The sequence below is a fragment of the Exiguobacterium sp. s36 genome, from assembly GCF_018618345.1.
Classification (GTDB): Bacteria; Bacillota; Bacilli; order Exiguobacteriales; family Exiguobacteriaceae; genus Exiguobacterium; species Exiguobacterium chiriqhucha.
The window spans coordinates 128936-151543 of sequence record NZ_JACSLW010000003.1; the positions used below are offsets into that span (position 1 = coordinate 128936).

At 51.9% G+C, this 22608-nt stretch carries 26 protein-coding genes; 13 read left to right on the forward strand and 13 right to left on the reverse strand.

Going from position 1 to position 22608, the window contains the following annotated elements; all coding sequences use genetic code 11:
* The first annotated feature begins 33 nt into the window (after positions 1–33).
* Positions 34–996: a 2-hydroxyacid dehydrogenase gene (locus KNP95_RS08520; protein WP_021067956.1), complete on the forward strand. Its 963-nt coding sequence runs from the start codon at positions 34–36 to the stop codon at positions 994–996.
* A gap of 48 nt (positions 997–1044) precedes the next feature.
* Here the strand turns inward: KNP95_RS08520 and KNP95_RS08525 are convergent, their stop codons facing one another.
* The 4 genes from KNP95_RS08525 to mgsA all read right to left on the reverse strand — a co-directional run bounded on the left by KNP95_RS08525 (position 1045) and on the right by mgsA (position 3780).
* Positions 1045–1824: a YflT domain-containing protein gene (locus tag KNP95_RS08525; protein ID WP_214836617.1), complete on the reverse strand. Its 780-nt coding sequence runs from the start codon at positions 1822–1824 to the stop codon at positions 1045–1047.
* Positions 1825–1837: 13 nt separating this feature from the next.
* The gene (locus tag KNP95_RS08530) at positions 1838–2353 is read right to left on the reverse strand and encodes a YflT domain-containing protein (protein WP_021067958.1); all 516 of its coding nucleotides are present in this window, start codon (positions 2351–2353) and stop codon (positions 1838–1840) included.
* Between the two features lie 113 nt (positions 2354–2466).
* Positions 2467–3276: a hypothetical protein gene (locus KNP95_RS08535; RefSeq protein ID WP_251138516.1), complete on the reverse strand. Its 810-nt coding sequence runs from the start codon at positions 3274–3276 to the stop codon at positions 2467–2469.
* A gap of 90 nt (positions 3277–3366) precedes the next feature.
* Positions 3367–3780, reverse strand: coding sequence for a methylglyoxal synthase (gene mgsA / locus KNP95_RS08540; RefSeq protein WP_214718660.1), 414 nt, complete (start codon positions 3778–3780; stop codon positions 3367–3369).
* Between the two features lie 224 nt (positions 3781–4004).
* Here mgsA and KNP95_RS08545 point away from each other — a divergent pair, with 224 nt between their 5' ends.
* Both KNP95_RS08545 and KNP95_RS08550 read left to right on the forward strand, forming a co-directional pair.
* The gene (locus KNP95_RS08545) at positions 4005–5792 is read left to right on the forward strand and encodes a mechanosensitive ion channel (RefSeq protein ID WP_214836619.1); all 1788 of its coding nucleotides are present in this window, start codon (positions 4005–4007) and stop codon (positions 5790–5792) included.
* Between the two features lie 112 nt (positions 5793–5904).
* Positions 5905–7383 carry an HD domain-containing phosphohydrolase gene (locus KNP95_RS08550; RefSeq protein ID WP_214836621.1) on the forward strand — a complete coding sequence of 493 codons (1479 nt, stop codon included), beginning with the start codon at positions 5905–5907 and terminating at the stop codon, positions 7381–7383.
* A gap of 36 nt (positions 7384–7419) precedes the next feature.
* Here KNP95_RS08550 and KNP95_RS08555 read toward each other — a convergent pair whose 3' ends face one another.
* Together KNP95_RS08555 and KNP95_RS08560 are read right to left on the reverse strand one after the other, a co-directional pair.
* Entirely contained in the window at positions 7420–7722 is a 303-nt protein-coding gene (locus tag KNP95_RS08555) for an AzlD domain-containing protein (RefSeq protein ID WP_029596363.1), read from the reverse strand.
* Entirely contained in the window at positions 7719–8447 is a 729-nt protein-coding gene (locus KNP95_RS08560) for an AzlC family ABC transporter permease (RefSeq protein WP_214836623.1), read from the reverse strand. The genes KNP95_RS08555 and KNP95_RS08560 overlap by 4 nt, the downstream gene beginning before the upstream one ends.
* A gap of 111 nt (positions 8448–8558) precedes the next feature.
* Between KNP95_RS08560 and KNP95_RS08565 the strand changes: the two genes are divergently transcribed.
* The gene (locus KNP95_RS08565) at positions 8559–9260 is read left to right on the forward strand and encodes a CBS domain-containing protein (RefSeq protein ID WP_058765318.1); all 702 of its coding nucleotides are present in this window, start codon (positions 8559–8561) and stop codon (positions 9258–9260) included.
* Here the strand turns inward: KNP95_RS08565 and KNP95_RS08570 are convergent.
* A complete protein-coding gene (locus tag KNP95_RS08570; RefSeq protein ID WP_029596360.1) occupies positions 9243–9578 on the reverse strand; it encodes an antibiotic biosynthesis monooxygenase in 336 nt (111 codons plus the stop codon). The two genes, KNP95_RS08565 and KNP95_RS08570, sit on opposite strands and share 18 nt — an antisense overlap.
* Before the next feature lie 78 nt (positions 9579–9656).
* Positions 9657–10496, reverse strand: a complete 840-nt coding sequence (locus KNP95_RS08575; protein WP_058765320.1) for a M15 family metallopeptidase — start codon at positions 10494–10496, stop codon at positions 9657–9659.
* A gap of 208 nt (positions 10497–10704) precedes the next feature.
* Between KNP95_RS08575 and KNP95_RS08580 the strand changes: the two genes are divergently transcribed.
* Both KNP95_RS08580 and KNP95_RS08585 read left to right on the forward strand, forming a co-directional pair.
* Entirely contained in the window at positions 10705–10923 is a 219-nt protein-coding gene (locus KNP95_RS08580) for a hypothetical protein (RefSeq protein ID WP_021067968.1), read from the forward strand.
* A 61-nt stretch (positions 10924–10984) separates the two neighbouring features.
* On the forward strand, positions 10985–11455 hold the full coding sequence (locus tag KNP95_RS08585; RefSeq protein ID WP_214715232.1) for a hypothetical protein: 471 nt from the start codon (positions 10985–10987) through the stop codon (positions 11453–11455).
* Positions 11456–11474: 19 nt separating this feature from the next.
* Here KNP95_RS08585 and KNP95_RS08590 read toward each other — a convergent pair whose 3' ends face one another.
* Positions 11475–12581, reverse strand: coding sequence for a glycerol dehydrogenase (locus tag KNP95_RS08590; protein WP_214715230.1), 1107 nt, complete (start codon positions 12579–12581; stop codon positions 11475–11477).
* Positions 12582–12952: 371 nt separating this feature from the next.
* Between KNP95_RS08590 and KNP95_RS08595 the strand changes: the two genes are divergently transcribed.
* The 5 genes from KNP95_RS08595 to KNP95_RS08615 all read left to right on the forward strand — a co-directional run bounded on the left by KNP95_RS08595 (position 12953) and on the right by KNP95_RS08615 (position 16740).
* Positions 12953–13612 carry a type 1 glutamine amidotransferase domain-containing protein gene (locus tag KNP95_RS08595; protein WP_214836625.1) on the forward strand — a complete coding sequence of 220 codons (660 nt, stop codon included), beginning with the start codon at positions 12953–12955 and terminating at the stop codon, positions 13610–13612.
* 114 nt (positions 13613–13726) lie between these two features.
* Positions 13727–14152 carry a DMT family transporter gene (locus KNP95_RS08600; RefSeq protein ID WP_021067972.1) on the forward strand — a complete coding sequence of 142 codons (426 nt, stop codon included), beginning with the start codon at positions 13727–13729 and terminating at the stop codon, positions 14150–14152.
* Positions 14153–14163: 11 nt separating this feature from the next.
* The gene (locus KNP95_RS08605; protein ID WP_214836627.1) at positions 14164–14835 is read left to right on the forward strand and encodes a Crp/Fnr family transcriptional regulator; all 672 of its coding nucleotides are present in this window, start codon (positions 14164–14166) and stop codon (positions 14833–14835) included.
* 11 nt (positions 14836–14846) lie between these two features.
* Positions 14847–15323, forward strand: a complete 477-nt coding sequence (locus KNP95_RS08610; protein ID WP_214836629.1) for a DMT family transporter — start codon at positions 14847–14849, stop codon at positions 15321–15323.
* Positions 15324–15414: 91 nt separating this feature from the next.
* Complete coding sequence (locus tag KNP95_RS08615) at positions 15415–16740, forward strand: hemolysin family protein (protein WP_214836632.1); 1326 nt, start codon at positions 15415–15417, stop codon at positions 16738–16740.
* A 10-nt stretch (positions 16741–16750) separates the two neighbouring features.
* On the opposite strand, the gene KNP95_RS08620 is transcribed toward KNP95_RS08615, so the two are convergent.
* Together KNP95_RS08620 and KNP95_RS08625 are read right to left on the reverse strand one after the other, a co-directional pair.
* On the reverse strand, positions 16751–17935 hold the full coding sequence (locus KNP95_RS08620; RefSeq protein WP_251131202.1) for a M20 metallopeptidase family protein: 1185 nt from the start codon (positions 17933–17935) through the stop codon (positions 16751–16753).
* A 14-nt stretch (positions 17936–17949) separates the two neighbouring features.
* On the reverse strand, positions 17950–18432 hold the full coding sequence (locus KNP95_RS08625) for an NUDIX hydrolase (protein ID WP_214836638.1): 483 nt from the start codon (positions 18430–18432) through the stop codon (positions 17950–17952).
* An 83-nt stretch (positions 18433–18515) separates the two neighbouring features.
* Here KNP95_RS08625 and KNP95_RS08630 point away from each other — a divergent pair, with 83 nt between their 5' ends.
* Both KNP95_RS08630 and htpX read left to right on the forward strand, forming a co-directional pair.
* The gene (locus KNP95_RS08630; RefSeq protein ID WP_021067978.1) at positions 18516–19064 is read left to right on the forward strand and encodes a LemA family protein; all 549 of its coding nucleotides are present in this window, start codon (positions 18516–18518) and stop codon (positions 19062–19064) included.
* Positions 19065–19085: 21 nt separating this feature from the next.
* Complete coding sequence (htpX, locus tag KNP95_RS08635) at positions 19086–19967, forward strand: zinc metalloprotease HtpX (protein WP_353048989.1); 882 nt, start codon at positions 19086–19088, stop codon at positions 19965–19967.
* A 291-nt stretch (positions 19968–20258) separates the two neighbouring features.
* Here the strand turns inward: htpX and nagE are convergent, their stop codons facing one another.
* Entirely contained in the window at positions 20259–21746 is a 1488-nt protein-coding gene (gene nagE / locus KNP95_RS08640) for an N-acetylglucosamine-specific PTS transporter subunit IIBC (RefSeq protein ID WP_214836644.1), read from the reverse strand.
* Positions 21743–22591: a PRD domain-containing protein gene (locus tag KNP95_RS08645; protein WP_021067982.1), complete on the reverse strand. Its 849-nt coding sequence runs from the start codon at positions 22589–22591 to the stop codon at positions 21743–21745. The genes nagE and KNP95_RS08645 overlap by 4 nt, the downstream gene beginning before the upstream one ends.
* Between the last annotated feature and the right edge of the window lie 17 nt (positions 22592–22608).

Sequence of the window (22608 nt, forward strand, 5' to 3'; positions counted from 1 at the left end):
ACTGGTCGAGACGAGACAAAAGGGGGAAACGATATGAAGAAACGAATTTACATCACGAGACGATTACCGGAAGAGGCTGTGGCACCGCTACGGGACAAGTACGAGGTCCGCATGTGGGAAGAAGAAGCGAAGAGTGTCCCGCGTGACGTGTTAGTGGAAGAAGCGGCGTCGGCACATGCGCTTTGGACGATGCTCAGTGACACGATCGACCGGGAACTGATTGAGCAAGCCCCGCAGCTCGAAGTCATCTCGAACTTGGCGGTCGGCTATAACAATATCGATATCGAGGCGGCGAAAGAACGTGGCATCATCGTGACGAACACGCCAGACGTGTTGACCGAGACGACGGCCGACCTCGCCTTCGGACTGATGATGATGACGGCACGCCGGCTTGGGGAAGCGGAACGTGATTTACGGGCCGGGGAGTGGAAGTCGTGGACGCCGATGGGGTACGTCGGCATGGACTTGTATCGGGCCAAGCTCGGGATTATCGGAATGGGACGTATCGGCGAGGCGGTCGCACGCCGGGCCCGTGGCTTCGACATGGACGTGTTGTATCATAATCGGACGCGACGGCATGAATCGGAATCGATGTATGGGTTCGTCTACGCGGAACTCGATGAACTGCTCGAACAATCCGATTTCGTCGTCGTCCTTGCGCCCCTCACCGAGGAAACACGTGGGATGTTAGGGGCGGAACAGTTCGCCAAAATGAAACAGACGGCCAGCTTCATCAATGTCGCCCGTGGCGAGATTATCGATGAGGCGGCGTTGTACGAGGCGTTAAAAGAACAGCGGATTTGGGCGGCAGGACTTGATGTGTTCGCCAAAGAGCCGGTGGCGATGGACCATCCGCTCTTGACGCTCCCGAACGTGACGACGCTCCCGCACATCGGCAGCGCATCGATTCAGACCCGACTCGCGATGATGGCGCTCAACCGAGAAGCCATCATGAACGTGCTCGATGGGGAAGAACCGAAGAACCGTTTGACGTAAAACAAGGACCTGACCGGGTTGCGGTCAGGTCCTTGTTGCATCCGTGGATTAGAAACGGCGAATATTATCCGGATCTTCATAGTCGTTACGGAGTGCCCGATCATCGAGTCCGCGCAACTTGTTCTCGCGGTCATTCAAATCGGATTCTTTGTCCAATCGATCCTGTTCAGGGTCGACGGCTCGGTTCGGATTATCACCGACCGATTCATTGAACGGTTTCGAATCGACCTCTAAGCCATCAGATGACGGGCGGTCAGAACGGTTCGCATCATGTGTGGCATGTTTCGGTTCATTGTATGGAGTCGAATCGATTTCTAAGCCGTCAGACGACGGGCGGTCAGAACGACTCGCATCATGTGTGGCATGTTTTGGTTCATTATATGGAGTCGAATCGATTTCAAGACCATCAGCCGTATGGTGGCCTTGATGGCTCGAGTCGTGTCTCGAGTCGTTATAAGGCGTCGAATCGACTGTCAGTCCTTCATTGTGGCGACGTTCGAAATCTTCGTCCACATAAATCAAGATTTTTCCGGCCTCGACGTCGCTATAGTGGCGATTTACCTCTTCTTCGCTCAATCCCATATTTCGAAGTCCCGCGTGGACATCCTCATGCCCGCTCAAGAAAGCCCGAACTTTATCGAACCATCCGGTATGGTGCGACGCTTCGGTATGGACGTCTGTTTGACGACGCAAAATCGATACATTGTCCTCATGCTTGGCGACGACATAGATATCTGAATCTTTGTAGCCTTTCGCACGCAACTCCTCGACTTTGCCGAGTGCCGCGTCTTGCGTGTCATACATGCTGATGAATCGTTTCTCACTCATAGTGTCTTCCTCCTTATAATCGGCGATGGTCTTCTAAGCCAGAATGTCCGCGGACGATCGGGTCCTCTTTCGTGCCACGTGGTTCTTCGTCGTGATCATTGAACGGTTTCGCATCGAAAGCGATGCCATCCGCTTCTTCCCCTTTATCATGGTCGAGCGCACTATCTTTTTTGTACATGTTCGGATAGCGTTCGTACGAATGCTTATCGACGTAAAGCAGTAATTTGCCGGCGTCGATGGACGTGTAATATTCTTCCGCCTCCGCGTCACTAAGCCCCATATTCCGCAACTCATCGCGAATGCGGTCGCTTCCGTGAAGGAACGCTTTCACACGGTCCAACCAGTTGACATCACGAATCCCCGATTCGGCATTCACATCGGTGTGGTAACGCAAGGCAGAAATTTCCCCGTCCCGCTTGGCTACGACGTGCATGTTTTTCTCTGCTTCCCCAGCTTGCTTGAGTTCATTCACCTTATCCATGACTTCTTGCTCATTATGGAATAACCCAATGATTTTGCGATCCGACATGTTGTGCCTCCTTCGTAATCGTTTATTTGTTAAATCGACGTCACGCTATTAGTAATTTCCGTTCTAACAAAGGTTCAAACAAAAAACGCCATCTCAAGGCGAGAATGGCGTCATCAATAATAAATCATCAATGTTTCGTTTCCGAGATGGCATCGCGTGTTCTTCCAAACGAACTCGACGAGTGTCCACATGGCCATGAATCCACTGATCGCGAGCAGAATGAGCGCATACACAGGCGTCAATTGAATCAAGAATGACCATCCGAGCGAGAACAGGATGGGCTGGGTCAGTAAAACGAACCCGACGTATACGGCAATGATGAGCAAGGCGAATAGAATCCGTCGTCCTAACGTCTGAAAGTGATGGCGAAACCGCGTCAAAAGTCCAAACACGGCACCAGTCAACAACACTGGGAGCACGAATCCGAAGTAGTCGAGCGGATAAGGCGTGGCCGGTGCCGTGAACAAGCGCGAACTGAATACGTCATCCATAACGAGCAACAGATTCGCATAGGCGAACGCTAAAATCATGCCGAGCAGCCAACCGAATTGATTCCAGACGCGACGCGATGATTTGATGGCCTCGATTTTTGTATAGGCCAAAAAGGAGACGTCACGCATCTCGACATCTTGAAGCTTGACCTGGACGTCGTTGAGCCGATCGATGGCCCAGTCGAATTCCCGATTGGCTTGAGTTTTCTCATGCGATTTCAATTCTTCTGACGCCTCGATCATCGTATGGTAGCGACGGCGATACTCTTCGTTCGTCGTCGGTTGTTCGATTAAGAATAAGGCATAGTCCTTCGGGTTTTGCTTGGTCAGCCCCTCTAGCGACTGTTCGTTCTTTTCCGCTTGTCGAATATAGCCCGCTAAACTGTCGAGCAACCGATCGGCTTTCGTCTCATCATTGAGCAGGTCGTGCAAGTGCGTTCGGACTTGATCGTAAAACTGTTGAACGATTGGGTCGTTCGATACGTGTGATTTCAGAAAAATTCCTCTCTTCTCATAGTTGGATTATTCCGGGGGTGGGTCGTTATGCGATAGCGTCAATGATTCGAAGTCCCCTTGTTCGATGCTGCGGATGAGAATCTCACTGCCTCCCATATTCGTCGCTAGCGGAATCGAATACACGTCACAGAGACGCATCAAGGCGCTCACATCGGGTTCGTGCGGCTGGGCCGTCAACGGGTCACGGAAGAAAATAATCATGTCTATCTCGCCTCGGGCGACGGCGGCACCGATTTCTTGGTCCCCGCCAAGCGGTCCGGATTGAAAACAATGGACCGGTAAACCGGTCGCCTCGGCGACGCGCTTTCCAGTCGTACCGGTCGCGAATAATTGATGTTGTTTCAAGACGTGGGCGTAGGCTTTTACGAGCACAATCAAATCATCTTTTTTCTTATCGTGGGCAATCAGGGCGATGTTCATCTTGATTCCTCCTCAAAAGACTTCTTCTTTTAATTCGTATCACATTTACTGGAGAAAGACACGACTTCTTTCTTATAAGAGCACTTTCTAAAAAAACGTTTTGACGAGAATGATTTATAGAGGAATAGGAAATGGCAAGGTTTAGGCAGATGAAAATGTTGGTATTTATACAAAGAGTCAAATAAATGAAATCATTTCAAAAAGAGATTGGAGGAAGATGTTAAATGAACGATACTACTTATAACTTCAACACATTCATGTCATGGCTGCCTGAGCTTTTGCTTGCATTGGTCATTCTTGTCGTCGGATTCATTTTGGCGAAAGTTCTTGAAAACGTGACGCGCAAAGCGCTTCGCAAAGCACGTCTTGACGATCGTGTAGGTGTGAAACAAGAAGGTGAACCTGGAAAACCTGGAAGAGAGGAAAAGCGGTGGACACCTGAACGCATCATCGCGAAAGTCGTCTTCTTCGGCGTACTGCTTCTCGCATTCTTAATTATCTTTGAATTCTTGAACGTCCCGGCTGTCGCTCAACCGTTCAGCCAAATCTACGCCGGCTTCTCTGGCTTGATCACAGGTGTCATCAAAGCGGGTCTCATCCTGCTCGTCGCTTGGATTATCGCCACGCTCTTGAAGAAAGGGATTCAAATGGCAGGTCATCGCCTCAACTTGAACAAGTTGATGGAGAAGACAGGCCAAGAGTCGACAAGCGTCAATCAGACGAAATGGGTCGACACGGTCGCCAATATCGTCTTCTATCTTGTTTTATTGTTAGCTCTTCCGGCTGTACTTGATGCGCTTGGCTTGCAAGGCATCAGTGGACCATTTGAAGACTTGTTGAACAGTTTCCTTGCCTTCATCCCGAAACTTGTCGCTGCGGCTCTCATCTTCGCGATTGGTTATATCGTTGCGAAAATCGTCCGTGACGTCTTGACGAAATTCTTGGAAGCGGCAGGTCTTAACCGCTTCGCCGAAAAACTTCACTTGGCTGACTACGTGAAAGGTTCTAGTCTTGCGAAAGCGGTTGGTACAATCGTCTTCATCTTGATTATGATTCCGGTCACGATTTCAGCGCTCGAAGCACTTGATATTCGCGGAATTTCGGACCCGGCCATCTCGATGCTCAATGACGTCTTGGCGATGATTCCGAACATCATCGTGGCAATCGTCTTGATTCTCGCCGGTGTGTTTATTGCCAAGTGGTTGAAAGGTGTCGTCGTGTCTCTCCTTGAGAACTTGGGCGTCAACTCACTCGCTAGCAAAATGGGTCTCGGTGGCCGCTCAACGTCATCGACATCGATTGCACAAGTCATCGGAACCATCGTTCAAATCATCATCATCTTGTTGTTCGTTTCAGAGGCACTTCAAGTCGCGAACCTCGACTTTATGGCTTCGCTCGCAACAGCAATCTTCGCATACTTGCCAATGGTCATCGCAGCCATCGTCATCTTGGCGGTCGGTTTCTGGCTCGCGAACATGGCAGAGCGTCTCGTCGGTAGCGTGCTCGTAGATGGAGCTGGCCAACCGAGCGTCTTGCGCCACGTCGCGAAATACGCGATTCTTGGAATCGCTTTCTTCATGGCAATCAGCCAACTTGGCATCGCGCCAATGATTGTCAATACGGCATTCTTGCTCATCCTTGGTGCAGTTGCCCTCGCCTTCGGTCTTGCCTTCGGTCTTGGTGGACGCGAGACAGCAGCTCGCTACTTGAAGAAAGCTGAGAAGCGAATCGATGAGACAGAAGTATCGAAAGAAGGTCTCGAGCAAGAAAAAGCACAGATGAATCAAGAAGCCGAAGCTGCGAAGCAACAGGCGAAACAAGGTGTGGAACAGTCGAAACGTGAAGCGAATCAAACGAAACAAGAGTTGAAGCGTGAAACGAATCGTCCCCAAACCCCACAATCTGATGTGACGAACGTAGACGGTCCAGAACCGAACCCGTTCCACGACAACATCACACCAGATCAAGATAACCGTTCACTTGATGACAACGAAGGTCCACTTCGTCCATAACAGTGAAGGACGGGTCCCTGCATAGGGGCCCGTTTTGTTTTGCTGTAAAATAGTGTCACTTTTGTCGATATAATAAGAAACAGGTCGGTAAGAAGGCAGGAGTGACATGCATATGTTCAAACAGTTTCAACGTACGCTCATTATGAACTACATATGGGGATCAGGCATCGCCGTGTTCGGGGTCGGGGGACTGTTTATTTTTCAGACGCTCAGTCTGTCCCAGACCGAGATGCTCATCTTGGCCGTCATCATGGGGATGTCGGGCATGACGATGATTGGGCTTGAATTACTCCTCTATCGGCGTCACATTCGTCCTATCTATCACGTGTTCCATACGGATGCACCGACCTATGAGGCGTTACAACAGGCGTTCAATCAGACGAGTCACTTTCCCACGTTGACGGTAAAGCGGATTCTGGGTCCACACTTATTCGGGTTATCCGTTCCGGCGATGAGTTTGACGGCGTTTGCCATTCACCAAGGCTGGATCGACCTCCCGTATCGGTTGATTGGTTTGGCGGCGTTCGGCGCCATCTTGATTGCCATCTTACACGCGCTTATCGAATTCTTTTTGACGTACCGGTCAGTGGAACCGCTCTTGCTCCAATTGCAAGAGATGAGCCATCGTCTACATCAACGTCCGCTGCAAGCGACGTATCGGTCCATCAGCGTCCGAACGAAGTTGTTGATTAGCATGCTCGTCATCGGGGTCTTCCCGGTCGCATTGTTCATTTTAGCGTCAGGAGTGCAGCTGTCGACGGTGGAACAAGCCGATGCGTATTGGCAGTGGGCAGCTTTGATTTTGGTCGTCATCATCGGAGTTGCGACGTTCAGTAGTTTTTTGTTGTATGACAACATCAAGCGTCCAATCGGGGCCTTGACCGAAGGGGTCGCCGCATTGGATGCCGGGCGGTTGAACACAATCGACAACCCTTACTCCGATGAGTTCGCCCAACTCGTCACCGGCTTCAACCAGATGGTGACGAACGTCACGTACCGTGATCAGGAAAACGAGCAACTGTTAAATAGCCTGTTTGTGTTGTTCGCCGCGACACTCGACGCCCGCGATTCGTATACGGCCGGACATTCTGAGCGGGTGGCCGCCTATTCCGTTGAATTGGCGCAGGCGCTTCAGTTGCCGAATGAACAGATTGAGTTGCTCCGCAAATCGGCGTTGCTGCACGATATCGGAAAAATCGGGATTCGTGACGATGTGCTGTTGAAGGAAGGGAAGCTGACGGACCACGAGTTCACTCAGATTCAAGAGCATCCGACGATCGGCATTCATATATTGAATCAAATCGCCTTGCCCGAGTCACTGCAACCGATTATGGCCGGGGTCCGGTCTCACCATGAGCGGATTGACGGGCGCGGATATCCGGACGGATTGGTTGGGGAAGGGATCCCGCTCTTCGGTCGCATCATGGCGATTGCCGATGCGTATGACGCCATGACATCGGACCGTCCGTATCGGAAAGGGATGCCTGTCGAAAAAGCACTCTCAATTCTCGAGAGTGGACGTAATACCCAGTGGGATGCCGCATTCGTAGACGTGTTCGTTCAATTACGACGTCAGGCCGTCTCTGCCTAAACAAACAAGTCCGCCCGATTTGGGCGGACTTGTTTGTTAGAGGAGCGCATCAACGAGATACACCCCGGCGATGCCGCCGATGACGACGAGCATCAAGTTGGCCCGGAGTAATGCGAGCGCTGCGGCGACGACACCACCCGCTAAAGCGGACGTGAGGCTGTTCGTCGCCTGTAAGATGCCCGGAAAAATCAGGCTGGCGAGCACCGCATAAGGCGTGAACAGTAAAAATCGCTTCAAGAACGGCGGCAACTTGATGTCCCGGAGCCAAAGCAGCGGAACGAGCCGCGGGATGTATGTGACGAACGCCATGGCCAGGACGAGCAAAAACAGACTGATCATACCTCATCCTCCTTGTATACCAAAGCGCCAATCCCGGCTGCGACAATCGTGGCCAAGATGATACTCAAGCCCGACGACAGCGGGATGAATGGAGAGACGCCGAAGTAGAGAATGGCTTGAGTCAGGACGGCAATCCCAGCCACGACGATGACCGGTTTGCGGGTAAGGGATGGGATGAGCAGGCCGATGAACATGGCGTACAAGGCGATGCCCATACTCGTTTGGACCGAGGCGGGCAAGCCGAAGGCGAGAAAGACGCCAATCCATGTCCCGACGTTCCAAGCCAAGAAGGCGATTAGGTTTAGTCCGAGCACAAAGTGGCCGCGCGTCGACTCGTCACGCGTCGAGGCGACACTAAACGTCTCATCGGTCACGCCGAACGCGATGGCGGCCAGAAATCGATTCGAGGTCGTCTCGAGACGCTGGGACAACGACGCCGACATCAGGAAGTGCCGTAAGTTCAGGATGAACGTCGTCAAGATAATCTCCCAATACATCGAACCGGCCATAATCAACTGGACACCGATGAACTGACTGGCGCCGGCAAAAATGAATAATGACATGGCGAGCGTGATGACGTTTGGCATATCGAATGATTTCGCAAGCAGACCGAAGGCGATGGCAATCGGGATGTAGCCGACGGCGACGGGAATGCCGGCACGCATGCCGGAACGGAAGGCGTCCTTGTTCGGGATCGGTGTCATTTGCGAGACCGGAGTTGCCATGAGACTTCCTCCATTTCATAGATGATTAGTTGTGGATTCGAGATTGGGTCACGCTTTCCTGCTCGAACTTAAAAAAATAGGGTATATATAGGCGACAAGGAGCGTGAATGTATGAGTCGAGCTGAAGAGTTTATCGCATCGTATCATCGGATTGAAGATTATTTAAGTCGAGAGATGGGGGACGGCCAGCATTTCAGTTTCAGCAACATGGTCAACCGTCTTGCCAAACATAATCCGATTATTGATCGATATAAAGAAGATTTACATCAAATGAGTCAGTTGCGGAACGCCATCGTCCACGAACGGCGGGAGCCGGACTTCATCATCGCTGAACCGCATGACTCCATCGTCAATTTGATTCTCGAAGTGGAGAAAGAACTCCTCCATCCGCGTCAAGTCATCCCGCTGTTCCGTAAAATCGTGACGACGTTCAACGCCGATGACTCGCTGGTCGCCGTGCTCGGTGAGATTCGAGACAAGAATTATTCGCAGTTCCCCGTCTATAACCAAGACGGGTCGTGGCGAGGGTTGTTGACGAAAAAAGGAGTGACCAGTTGGCTCGCCGAAACGGTCGACGGGCCACATGTGTCACTCGAAGGCGTTCAAGTCAAGGACGTACTCCATCACGACCCGCACCTGCGACGGTACCGGTTTATCGCGCAAGAGACGTCGGTCATCGAGGCGCACCATCATTTTATCAGTATGAAGGACGGCGTCCGTCTCGATGCCTTGCTGATTACCGAGACGGGACAAGAAAATGAGCCGTTACTCGGGATTATCAGACCACAAGATATTTTATACGTCATCGGTTGAGGCGCCGTGCTCGATGGCGACCTCATATTGGGTGACCGTGTTTCCGAGGACGATGGGCTTCACTTCAGAAGTGCCATCGTCCCGTTTTTTGTGGGCATGTTTATACGCACCGCTATCGCGCCAATTCTCAAAGCTTGCCGCGTCGCGCCAGGTCGTCATGATGACGACCTGATCCTTCGTCTCATCCGATGTATCCGTCAACACTTGCATCCGGACGAATCCATCCATCGACTCGATGCCTTTCGTCGTTTGGAAACGAGCGGTGACCGCCTCAACTTTCCCTTTTTCAACGTCTAGTTTGTTCATGACAATCCACATGCACATGTCCTCCTCTGCGATATCGTACGCGTTCATTATACATGGAACACGATCGATGCCTCGCTCGAGATGCTCGCATCAACGTGTGGCCCACCACTCCTCGAACGTCCAATTTTGTTGTTTCATCGTCGTCGCTTCTTTCACACCGACGTACCGGAGATGCCATGGCTCGTAGTTGTAGCCGGTGATTTTCTCTTTTCCTTTCGGATAGCGGACGATAAATCCGTAACGGTGTGCCTGTTGGAGCATCCATTTGCCTTCTGGGGTCTGGTCGAACGAGGCATAGAGTCCCATCTGCATGCGTGCACTCGTCATATCGACGGCGAGACCGGTCTGATGCTCACTATATCCAGGACGGGCGACATATTTTGAGGCGTACGCTGTGCCTCGCGTGTTGACCCAATACATGTAGAGTGATTTCTGGCTGGCGTAGGAGCGATAGGCGCTGAGGGCATACAACGTGTGGCCTTCTTTTCGCCCGGCGTAATAGAGGCGGGCTAGCGCGTGAGCGGCTTCAGCGGCCATGAGGGTTCGCTCGCTTCCTTTCGTGTAGACGGTCGGGATGGTCAACGTGACGAGTTGCCGCGAACGATACGTGCTCGAGAGGCCGTGTTGTTTATTGACGAGTCGAATCCGTTCCGCAGGCGCAAGTTTCGGGATGCCAGCTTTTAAGTTGCTCGACGGGGTATAGTAGCGTGTGCCATCGATATAAACGTTTGACCAACTGCGATTATACATCGTGTAACGGACAGGTGTGTTCGTGGACAGCGTCTTGGCGACCGGGGACGTTTGCATGGCCCGCCAGTACAGTTTCGTCGTTTTAATCGTGTAGCCTGGCTGGGGTGACGGGGTTGCGGCGGAAGTGGATATGACGGGAAAGATGAGCATCAAGACGAGGAGTACACGGATGAGTTTCATAAGGATGACCTCCTTTTGAGTCGGTGCTCTTCTTTTCCCTTTTTTTCAAATGATGAAAAGATAACGAATCAGGGAATAAGAGAGAAATCGTCTCCGTCTCTTGACCTGAAGCGTGTACTGCCTGAGCCCGATGTGCCGGCAACCCAAAAACGATACACTTATCGTGTAGGGAAGAGATGGATCGAAGTATCGAAAGGAGTGAACGCATATGGAACTCATTTTTGGTTTACCATTGTTACTGCTTGTCCTATTCTTTGCCTTTTTGTATTTCAACATCAAAGGGCTATCGAGTATGTGGAAAGATTACAATCGGACGAAATCGATGATTCCTCTCGGATTTTTCATCATCGGGATTATCGGTATCTTCACTGGCGTCTGGACGTGGCTCGTCATCTTGATTTACTATGCCGTCCGTCCGAAAGCTTGACCGGACACCATGTGCGAAAGTGCATGGTGTTTTTTTGCTATACTGAGGACGAGGTGTTGTCATGGATAAATTGCTTAAGGCGTGGTTCATCATCACGCTCATTACATTTGTGCTTTTTAAGCTAGGTGAGACGATGACCGCCGCCTATACGGAATCGGCGGGCGAGGGGAATCCATACGTGCTCGTCTTGCTGGTCGGTTGGCCGTTCATCCTGTTGTTCATTTGGATTACGATTCGGCTCGCGCAGCGCACTGTCGCGTCGGTAAACCGTTTGGCGCGAATCGGTCTCTTGGTGGGGAGTCTCGTCATGGCGGGAGTCGGTTTCTATATTAACGCCGAGCAGGCCGCTTCGCTCCGCGCTGGCATCCGTGCTTCTGAGAACGCGGCCTATGCGTCAGGATGGAATCAGTTCACGAACATCATTTATGCGAACCAATTGACGTTTTTCGTCCTGACGGTCAGTTGTATGGCACTTGGAGTGGCGTTTTCCTTCGTCACCCGCAAACGAACAAACGAGGAACGGCTCAACTAGCCGTTCCTCGTTTGTTTGTTTAGCGGAGTTTACTTTGATACAGGCGGGCGTAGCGGTCGGCCGCGATGATGGCATCGGCGACTTGTTCTGGGGTGACATCGAATCCGCTATGAATCGTCTCGCCTTCTGCGGTCGCGGCTTGGCCGACTTTTAAGATGTCCTCGCGGGAAGCATCTTTCAATTTCACGTCTTCAAGCGTGACCGGTAACTCGAGCGCCATATACAAGGCAACATAGCGGTCGAACTCTGCCTGCGTCCGGCCTTCGAGTGCGAGTTGGACGAGTGTGCCGAAGGCGACTTTTTCGCCGTGCGTCAAATGGTGAATGTCGCCATGCAGGGCCGTGAATCCGTTATGGATGGCGTGCGCAGCGGCTAATCCACCACTCTCGAACCCGAGACCGCTCAAGAGCGTGTTCGCTTCGACGACGGACTCGAGTGCCGGCGTGACGACTTTAGCTTTTACGGATTCGTAAGCTAGAATCCCGTAATCGAACAGCACTTCTTCACAGCGTTTGGCAATTGCCTCCGCGGCAATGGTCGGGACACCGCCCGCCATTGTTTTTCCGCCAAAAGCAAGGACACTTCGAACCTCGACCCATGTCGCGAGCGCGTCGGCAATTCCTGAGGCGAGGAAACGAGCCGGGGCTTCAGCAATCAGTTTCGTGTCGACGAGAACCAAATCTGGATTCTTTTTATAGAACCGATACGTCTCAAAGTTTCCTTCATCCGTATAGATGACAGAGAGGGCACTCGTCGGCGCATCCGTCGAAGCGATGGTCGGCACGATCACGATGCGGGCGTCCAGTTCGTCAGCGACGGCTTTGGCCGTATCGAGCGTTTTCCCGCCGCCCATCCCGATGACGACTGCGGTATGGCTCTCTGCGGCCGCTTTGGCAATCCGTTCAATCTCGTGACGGGAGGCCTCACCGACGAAATCGGCCTTCTCAGCGTTGACGCCGCTCGCTTTAAGGGAATCGGTCACCCGCTCCCCAATCAAGCGCCAGACGATGTCATCGGCGATGAGCAACGCCTGTGACCCGAAGTGACCGACATGGTCCCCGATTCGATCGATTGTATTCTTGCCTTGCACGTACTTGGCTGGACTGATAAATACGCGTTCTGACATATTCAACATCCTTTCTGAAGTAGCGATCACGACAGGACAACAGTAGATTTGTTCCCGATTCAACCCTAGCTTCAAACAGCCATCCTTGTGACAGCTCGGTGAATCCGAACCGAACTTCTTTCACAGCCCACTCATCATCACGAGTAATACAATCAAGACGGCGACGGCAAGAAATCCCCAATCGAGTACGTATCTCATCACAATCGTTCCTTTCTGCCAGCATGTAATGAGTATAGACGGTCGGCAAGCGAAAGCCATTTCCAAAATCGGACCAGGTCAAAAAAAGAACGACGTCGCAGGTCCGGAGGTTTGAATGGGACCAGAGCGGGAACAACTCTTTCGTATGCTTAATTTAGAAGGAGGAATTTTCAATGTCTAAACATGTACTGATTGTCACGACGTCTGCCGATCAATTAGAGAACGGTCACGCGACAGGGCTTTGGCTCGAGGAATTCGCTGCACCGTATCTTCAATTCGAGAAGCAAGGCTATAAAGTCACGGTGGCGAGCATCGAAGGCGGAGACGTGCCAATCGATGCGAACAGCTTAGAAGGCGAATTGCCGCAAGAGGTGTTGGATACGCAACATCTATTGAAAGATACAGCCCGACTTGACCAAGTGGCGGATGACACGTATGACGCGGTCTTCCTTCCGGGTGGGCATGGGACGGTCGTCGACTTCCCGAACAGTGAGACGTTACAGCGTGTCATCCGTGACACGTATGAAGGTGGAAACGTCGTCGCGGCCGTCTGTCATGGTCCAATCGGTCTCGTCAACGTCCAGTTGAGCAACGGAGAACCGCTCGTCAAAGACAAGCGCGTGACAGGATTCACGGACTCAGAAGAGCGCGAAATGCAGCTCGACTCAGCGGTGCCGTTCCTACTTGAATCGGCGATGCGCGAGCGTGGCGGGAAGTTCGATAACGCCGACAACTGGGCCGTCAATGTAGCCGTGGACGAGCGCCTTGTCACGGGTCAGAACCCGCAGTCGTCAGAACAAGTTGGCGCTGAAATCGTCAAATTGCTCGGATAATCGTAAAGACAGCTTAGGAATGATTCCTAAGCTGTCTTTTTTTTCGGACATATGTCCTTTTCAAAGCGCTCCATCTCACGTACAGTCAGACGAGGAGATAGGAGGGGAACTTGTTTGGGAATTTTATTTGCCGTGCTCTCGGGCACGTTCATCGCGTTGCAAGGTATTTTTAACGCTAAGCTCGGTTACGCGGTCGGCGCCTGGTTGTCGGTCACAGTCGTCCATCTCGTCGGTCTCGTGCTCGCACTCCTCATTTATGCGTTCAAACGGGATGCAGATTTGACGGCGTTTCGGCGCGTGCCTTGGTATTACAGCCTCGGCGGTTTGTTCGGAGTCTTCGTCGTCTTCGGGGAATTGACAGCCATTCAACAGCTCGGTGTCACATGGGCCATTTGCGTTTTGCTCGTCGCCCAATTGATTGGAGCGTTTTTGATTGATGTGAACGGATGGTTCGGGGTGAAACAGAAACCCGTCAATCAAGGTCAGCTTTTGGGGCTCGCTTTAATGATCATCGGGATTGGGATTTACACGTTCACGTAAGGAGGAGCCAGATGAGAGTAGAAACAGCGTTAGCACGGCTCGGGTGGGCCCATCTGTTTTCAGGACAAACGTTAGAGGCGTCGACAATCATGACCTATCCGTCCGGGGCGATGCTCTGCACGAATGGTAACCCGATTGAGTCACTCTTCGTCGTGTTGTCGGGACGTGTCAAAATCTATACGTTAAGTGAGGAAGGCAAGTTGCGCTTACTGCGTTTAAAGATGGCCCCGACGTTGATTGGAGATATCGAATATGCGAGTGGACGCAACGTGCTCCACACGGTCGAGACGGTCGGCCCGGTGACGTGTTTGCGCATCCCGTTCGATGTGTTGCGCAAACATAACCGGACAATCGAATTTACGGAGCACCTTCTCCGTGGCGTGTCTGAGAAGTTGTTTATCGAGGCGAACGCCTCATCGAACCATCTCATGTCGACGCTCGAAGAACGGTTGGCGGGTTATCTCGTCTCGCTCAGCGAGTCAGGGAATGAGTTGTTCCAAGATGAGATGAGCCAGTTGAAGCGAAAAGAAGTCGCGGAATGGCTCGGGACGAGCTATCGCCATTTGAACCGGACGTTACAGGCGTTCGCGGATGAGGGACTCGTCGAGAAAACACGGACGCAAGTGACGATTTTAGATGCGACTCGATTAAAAGAACGTGCCAATGGCATGTTGTACGAATAAGGAGGAAATTCATGATAGTAGGAATCATCTGTTCGGCAGTGGCCGGCGCATTCATAAGTGTCCAAGCGGCGGTCAATACAAAAATGAACGTCTATTTAGGCGCCTGGGCGACGACGGTGCTCGTCTTTATCGTCGGGTTGCTCGGTTCGCTCGTTCCACTTGTTCTATTTGGCGGTAATCTCCAAGGGCTGTTTGACATCTCGCCGATTTATGCGCTCGGCGGTCTGCTCGGTGTCGGTGTCGTCTTCTGTGTGATGCGAAGCATTCAATTGCTCGGGCCGACTTTATCGGTGTCGATTATCCTCGTCTCTCAATTGATTTGGGCACTCGGTGTCGACTTGTCCGGAGCGTTCGGAATGCCACAGTTGTCATTGTCCCCAGGTCAGGTCATCGGACTGATGGTGCTACTTCTCGGTGTCATCGTCTTCAAGCAGTCACAAGCAACGGCTCTTCAGCAAGAAAGTTCAAACGAAGCGACTTCACGTTGAAGTGGCTTCTTTTTGAGCAAAACGGGTACAGGTGGATAACGAATCTCTGATAGGATAGAGAGGGAAGCAGTACGAAATATACGTAGAGGTGATGAAAACGGTGGATTCTTCCATAGTAATCGATTTACTGATTGTTTTATTCTTGATTGTGTTGAACGGGATTTTCGCGATGACGGAGATCGCGCTCATCTCGTCTAAACCGGCCAAACTTGAAGTCGAGGCGAACCGCGGTAAGCGCAGTGCCGAAATCGCACTCAAGTATTCAAAAGATCCGACCGACCTGTTATCGACGGTCCAAGTCGGAATCACGTTAATCGGGATCATTAACGGGGCCTACGGGGGTGCGCGTTTCTCGGCACCGCTCGGCGAATTGTTCGCACAGCTCGGAATGAGTGCCCAATACGCACCGACCGTCGGTTACGTCGTCGTGGTCACGATTATCACATACTTGTCGCTCATCATCGGTGAACTCGTGCCGAAGCGGATTGCCCTCGTGTCACCAGAGAAAGTCACGATGGCCATCATTCCAGCGTTGGATGTATTCAGCAAAGTGATGCGACCGTTCATTTGGATTTTATCGAAATCGACGTTGTTCCTCTTTAAACTGCTCGGCTTGAAAGCAGAACAATCGAGTGGCGAGACGGAGCTCGAGATTAAACAGCTCTTATTCGAAGGGGCCCAACAAGGGGCGTTCGCTCACGAAGAAGTACAACAGGTCGAGCGCGTGTTTGCGTTCCATGACCAGTTGATTTATGAGTTGATGCAGCCGCGGACGACGCTCGAATGGGTCGACCTCGAAGATGATATGGACGATATCAAGAAATCGATTTATGAGAGTAAACACAATAAACTCCCGGTCGGTCGCGATACGCTCGATGAATTCGTGGGCTATATCGATGTCCGTGATATTTTGACGTTACCGACGCTTCGGGAGCCATCGCAAATCTTGAAACGAATCAAACAACCGCTCGTCGTGCCAAAACAGCGAGAAGCGAGCCAAGTGTTGCAGATGATGCAAAAGAATGGCGTCGAAATCGCCTTCGTGCTCGATGAGTATGGTGGGTTCCTTGGAATGGTCACTTTGTTCGATATTTTGGAAGAAATCGTCGGCGAAGTGATGATTGAAGAAGAAACACCGGAAGTCGTGCGCCGTGAAGACGGCTCATATTTGGCCGATGGATTGCTCGGCATCGAGGATTTGAAGCGGACGTTCGGGATTCGAGACAATCGCTTCGATGAAGGACGAAATTCCTATCATACGCTTGCCGGTCTCGTCATTTATTCGCTCGGTGACTTCCCGAAACGGGGAGATGTCGTCGAGGCGTACGGACTCCGGTTCGAAGTCGTCGATATGGACGGAAAACGTGTCGACCAAGTACTTGTGTCGATGCTATCTGATCAAAGAGAAGAAGACTGACGCCGCGGCGTCAGTCTTCTTTTTTGTGCATGTTCCACGTCTCGAACGCCGCCTGCATGAGGATGCGGGCGGTATGCAGCATCGCCCGTTCATCCACATCGAACCGAGGGTGATGGTGGGGGAAGACGGCCCCGACTTCCGGATTGCCGGCCCCTGTGAAAAAGAAGCTACCGGGGACGTGTTGCATATAGTAGGCGAAATCTTCTCCGACCATGAGCGGTGCCATCTCGATGACGCCATCCGTCCCGACGACACGCGCGGCACTGCGACGCACATGGTCGGTCTCGGTCGCATGGTTGATGACAGCGGGATAGCCGCGAATGTAATCGAGCTCATAATGTGCCTCGCTCGCCGAACAGATGTGGGCGATGGTGCGCTCCATCTCGGTAATGATGCGCGTCTGTGTCTCCGGGGTGAACGTCCGTACCGTGCCGGACAGTTTCGCCTCGTCGGCGATGACGTTGAACGCTTGACCGGCGACGAACGTCCCGACGGTCAAGACGGCCGGTTCGAGCGGGTCGATGCGGCGGCTGATGACTTGTTGCAACTGGCTGACGATATTGGTTCCGACCATGACGGCATCGACCGTGTGTTGCGGGATGGCCCCGTGACCTCCCTTGCCTTTGACGGTCAGTTCGAACCGGTCGGCCGCCGCCATGATCGGTCCGGTCTTCACACCAACCGTGCCGAATGGAAGCGGCGTCCAAATATGAGAACCATAAATGTAGTCGACCCCGTCGAGGCAGCCATCTTCGATCATCGGTTTGGCCCCGCCTGGTGCGAGCTCTTCCGCGAACTGATGGATGAGGACGACATCTCCGGGAAGATCAATTTCCGTAAGGGCTTTCGCCAAGACGAGCAACGTCGCCGTATGGGCATCATGGCCGCAAGCGTGCATCGAGCCGTTCACTTTTGAACGATACGGAACATCTTTTAAATCTTGAATCGGTAACGCATCGAAGTCGGCACGAAACGCGATGGTTGGACCGTCACCGCCCTGAATCCGTCCGACGACACCGTTGCCGCCGACGTGTTCGCGCACGTCGAGCCCGAGCTCACGTAAATAGGCCGCAATCGTCCGCGGTGTCTCCCGTTCTTCAAAAGAGAGTTCGGGATGTTGGTGGAAGTGGCGTCGAAGCGACACCATCTCTTCGTATAACTCTGTCAATCGGGAATCGAGGTCAGTCACAAGCATAGCAAGCACTCCTGTCAGTTGATTGTTTTTGTTTGAATCAAGTTCCATACGTCATGTGAATCTAAATCATCGAGAATCGGTTGAAGTAACATCTGTCGTGCTTCATCAGCCGTCACCCATCTGGCATCGCTATGCTCTTCAGAGAGAGTGATGGTTGTTGCGACGGGATGAGCCCAGTACGTCATCAGGACGACTTGACGATTCGAGTCGGTCAAAAATGTCGTGGCGTACAGTAAGTGTTGAACCGTTACGCGTAGCCCGGTTTCTTCGAATACTTCCCGTTCTAGGGCCTGTTCGAGCGTCTCGCCAAAGTCGAGCTTGCCGCCGACAAGCTCCCACGTGCCAGGATGGACTTCATCATCGGTTGCCCGTTTGATGATGAGGAGCCGGTCGTCTTGCACAATCACTGCCTTCACAGCGACGACGATGGATGGAATAGATATCGTGACACTCCTTTGTATGAAATCGTGAGAAAGCTCACTGTAGATATGAATCATTTACTATATTTTCCTAAGTTATGCTTATGATATACGACGAGAGGGAATTAATACAGGAGAAAATCATGAAATGAGGTGTCGAAATGGGTTGGATTATCGCAATTGGGATTATCGTTGTCTTGGCGTTCGTCTATTTCTCGATGTACAACGGACTTGTCAAATATCGAAACTGGGTCGACGAGGCGTGGGCACAGATTGATGTACAGTTGAAACGGCGTTACGATTTGATTCCGAACTTGGTCGAAACGGTGAAGGGCTATGCCAAACACGAGCAAGAGACGCTTGCGAAAGTCGTCGAGCTCCGGAATCAGCTCGGGTCGAAGACGAGCCGTCAAGAACAGATGGAAGTGAACGATCAATTGAGCGGCGCGCTGAAAAACTTGTTCGCTCTCCGTGAGGCATATCCAGATTTGAAAGCGAATGAGAATTTTAAGATGCTCCAAGAAGAACTGACGCAGACCGAAAATAAAGTCGCCTACTCACGACAGTTGTATAACAATACGGTCATGAAATATAACACGAAAGTCGAATCGGTCCCGACGAACATCATCGCCTCCGTTCACAACTTCGAAAAACGCGACATGCTCGAAGCTCGTGAAGAAGAACGCGAAAACGTGCGAGTTTCATTTTAATGGATTGGAGTGGCGACGATGATTTTATATGAACAGATTCGGAAAAATAAAATCAAGACCGTGTTCATCGTGGCCGGATTCGTCCTTCTCGTCTTAGGCGTCGGGGTGGTCATCTCGTATTTGAATTATGGTGACCCGCTCCCAGGCCTCATCTTCACGCCGGTGTTCTCGCTGTTTTATATCGGGATCGTCATCATGTCGAGCACGAACATCGTCATGAAGATGAACCATGCCCAAGAGATCACGTCGGTCGATCAGCATCGGTTTCTCTGGCACACCGTCGAGAATATGGCGATGGTCGCGCGTGTCCCGATGCCGCGCATCTTCATCATCAACGATGCGTCACCGAACGCGTTCGCGACCGGCCTGAAACCAGAAAAGGCGGCTGTCGCCGTGACGACCGGACTGCTCGACCAGTTGACGCGCGAAGAAGTCGAAGGTGTCATCGCCCATGAAGTCGCCCATATCAAAAATTACGATGTACGACTGGCGACAGTGACGCTCGCCCTCGTCTCGGTCATCGCCATCATGAGCGATATCGGGTCGCGGATGCTGTTCTTCCGCAGCGTCGGCGGCCGCCGCGACAACAACCAAAACCCGATTTTTATGATTGTCGGGCTCGTGTTGTTGATTCTCGCACCGCTCATTGCCACGCTCGTTAACTTGGCCATCTCACGGAATCGTGAGTTTTTGGCGGACGCGAGCGGGGCCGAATTGACACGTAATCCGGATGCCCTCGCATCGGCGCTCGAGAAAATCGTCAATATCCAGACACCGGTGAAGGAAGCCTCACGTGCCTCTGCGTCGCTCTACTTTTCAGACCCGCTCAAGAAAAAGCTGAGCGGTCTGTTCTCCACGCACCCGAACCCGTCTGAACGGATTGCCAGACTGCGAAGTATGTAGTGCATAACGAAGGTCCTCTTTTTAGGAAAAGGGCCTTTGTACGTGAATCGGATCAGCCTATTTCACATATCCGGTTTGTGTTGATTTTGAATGGGAATGATAGTAAAAAGAGGACGGATTGGAGGGGACTTTATGTTTGAGTCGGCACTTGAGTTAGGCATTGTCATCTTCTTATTGATTTACTCAGTCACGGTTTCGCTGATGTTGATGTCAGTCAAAAAGAAGAGCTGAACTTAACATATGAGCAAAGGCAGTAAAAAGCCACCTCGCGCGCGAGGTGGCTTTCGTCAGTTACCCGGCGCGATGGCTCCGGAGTTTTTCAATCTCTTCGAGGACGAATTGGACGTTCGTTCCGACGATGACTTGGATGTGGTTCGGGCTGACAACCTTGATACCAGGGATGCCTGCTTTCTTGATTTGGGCTTGGTCGACCGTATCCATGTCTTTCACATCGACACGAAGGCGCGTGACGCACGATTCGATGCCCGTGACGTTTTGATCGCCGCCGAGACCATCGTAAATCATCGCTGCCATGGCAGAGTACTGTCCGCCGGCTGCGACTGGAGCCGTGCGTGTTTCACCTTCAGGCGCTGTTTCCGTTGCGACCGCGTCAACCGCTTCGTCTGACTCACGACCTGGTGTGGCCAAGTTGAGTTTGACGATCATGAAGCGGAAGATGACGTAGTAGATGGCACCGAAGACGAGACCTTGAACGAGCAACATGTACGGTTGGTTCGCGAGCGGTAACCGTGAGCTGAGGACAAAGTCGACAAGACCGGCGCTGAAGCCGAATCCGGCCGTCCATTGGAACGTCGCCGCGATGAAGAGGGAAACCCCTGTCAAGACCGCGTGGACGAGGTAGAGAACTGGTGCGAGGAACATGAACGAGAACTCGAGCGGTTCCGTGACACCTGTGAAGAACGATGCGAACGCTGCGGCGAGAAGGAGCGAGGCCGCTTGTTTTTTACGTTTTGTTTTCGCTGTATGGTACATGGCGAGAGCTGCTGCCGGAAGACCGAACATCATAATCGGGAAGAACCCCGCTTGATAGCGTCCAGTAATCCCTTTTTCGCCTTCGCCTGACCAGAAGTTACCGATGTCATTGATACCGGCCACGTCGAACCAGAACACCGAGTTCAAGGCGTGGTGAAGTCCAGTTGGGATTAACAGACGGTTGAAGAAACCGTAAAGTCCAGCACCGATCGCGCCCATTTTCGAGATGGTTTCCCCGAATCCGACGAGTCCTGTGTAAACGACCGGCCAGACGAAGTAGAGGGCGACCGAGACGAGAATCATCGAGAACGCTGTCATGATTGGGACGAGACGCTTGCCACTGAAGAAAGCGAGCGCGTCTGGAAGCTTCACATGACTAAAGCGGTTGTACATTTGAGCGGCGACGATACCTGACAAGATACCGACGAACGCGTTGGCAATTTTACCGAACGCTGGGTTGACGGCTTCGACGTCGATACCTTGGAACAAGGCGACGGTAGCCGAAGACAAGAGCGTTGTGACCGTGAGGAAGGCGACAAGTCCGCTTAGAGCGGCTGAGCCGTCACGGTTTTTCGCCATTCCGAGGGCGACCCCGACTGCGAAGAGAATTGGAATGTTATCGATAATGGCTGCACCGGCTTTGATCAAGAATGCGGCGGCGATGTTTTCAGAACCCCAGCCGACGGGATCAATCCAGTAACCAATCCCCATGAGAATGGCAGCTGCAGGAAGTACGGCAACTGGCAACATGAGGGAACGTCCGAGACGTTGTAAAAAGTTCATCATTGTGAATTTCCTCCTTTTTGATGGTGTTGATCTTGCAAGCGTTGAATGTGGAGCGTAATATAACCAAGCTCTGATTCGGGCAAGACGATGCCGTATAAGTCTTCCATTTCGTTTGCGACGTCAGACGCACATGCATAGGCCGACGAGAACTTCGTTTGAATCATGAGAAGCATATCTTCGTCGATCGTATGGTGATCGTAATGGTTGACCCGATCCATGACGAATCGTAAATGAGTTAATAAGCGTTGATAGGATAAGTCATCTTCTTCTATAGATAGATCGAGTCGTCTCGAAATCGATTGAATCATGTCACGTACGATTGTCGTCTGTTTGACCGTCTTGCGTAAATCACCTCCCTTCACTTTTAGTGTATGGATGTGTAGCGCGATGAAGGCCGCCTCATCTTTCGGCATCTTGACGCCGAGTTTGTCCTCGATGAGGTGAAGCGCCCATAGTCCGATCTCGTACTCGTTTCGATATAAAATCTTAATCTCGTTCAACAGTTTATTTCGGAGCGAGATGCCTTCTTGCTCGCGCTCGATGGCGAACGAGATGTGATCGGTGAGGACGATATGGATGTGTTCGTTGAACGTCGTCTCGAGCCGTTTTTCCGCATGCGAAATGATTTCTTCTGAAATCGTGAAGTGCTCGATTGGAATCCGCGTCAGCAGTTGTTGAAATTTATCGTTCTCCGACATGACGAACAACTTTTCAACTTTATGCGGATTGACGATATCGTTGCGTGCCTTCTTGAATGCGACGCCCGGTCCGATGGCGATTTTCTCTTCACCCTCGTCTGAGACGATGACCGCGTTGTTGTTTAGAATCTTTTTGATTTTTAACATGTGTCCTCCTATCGAGG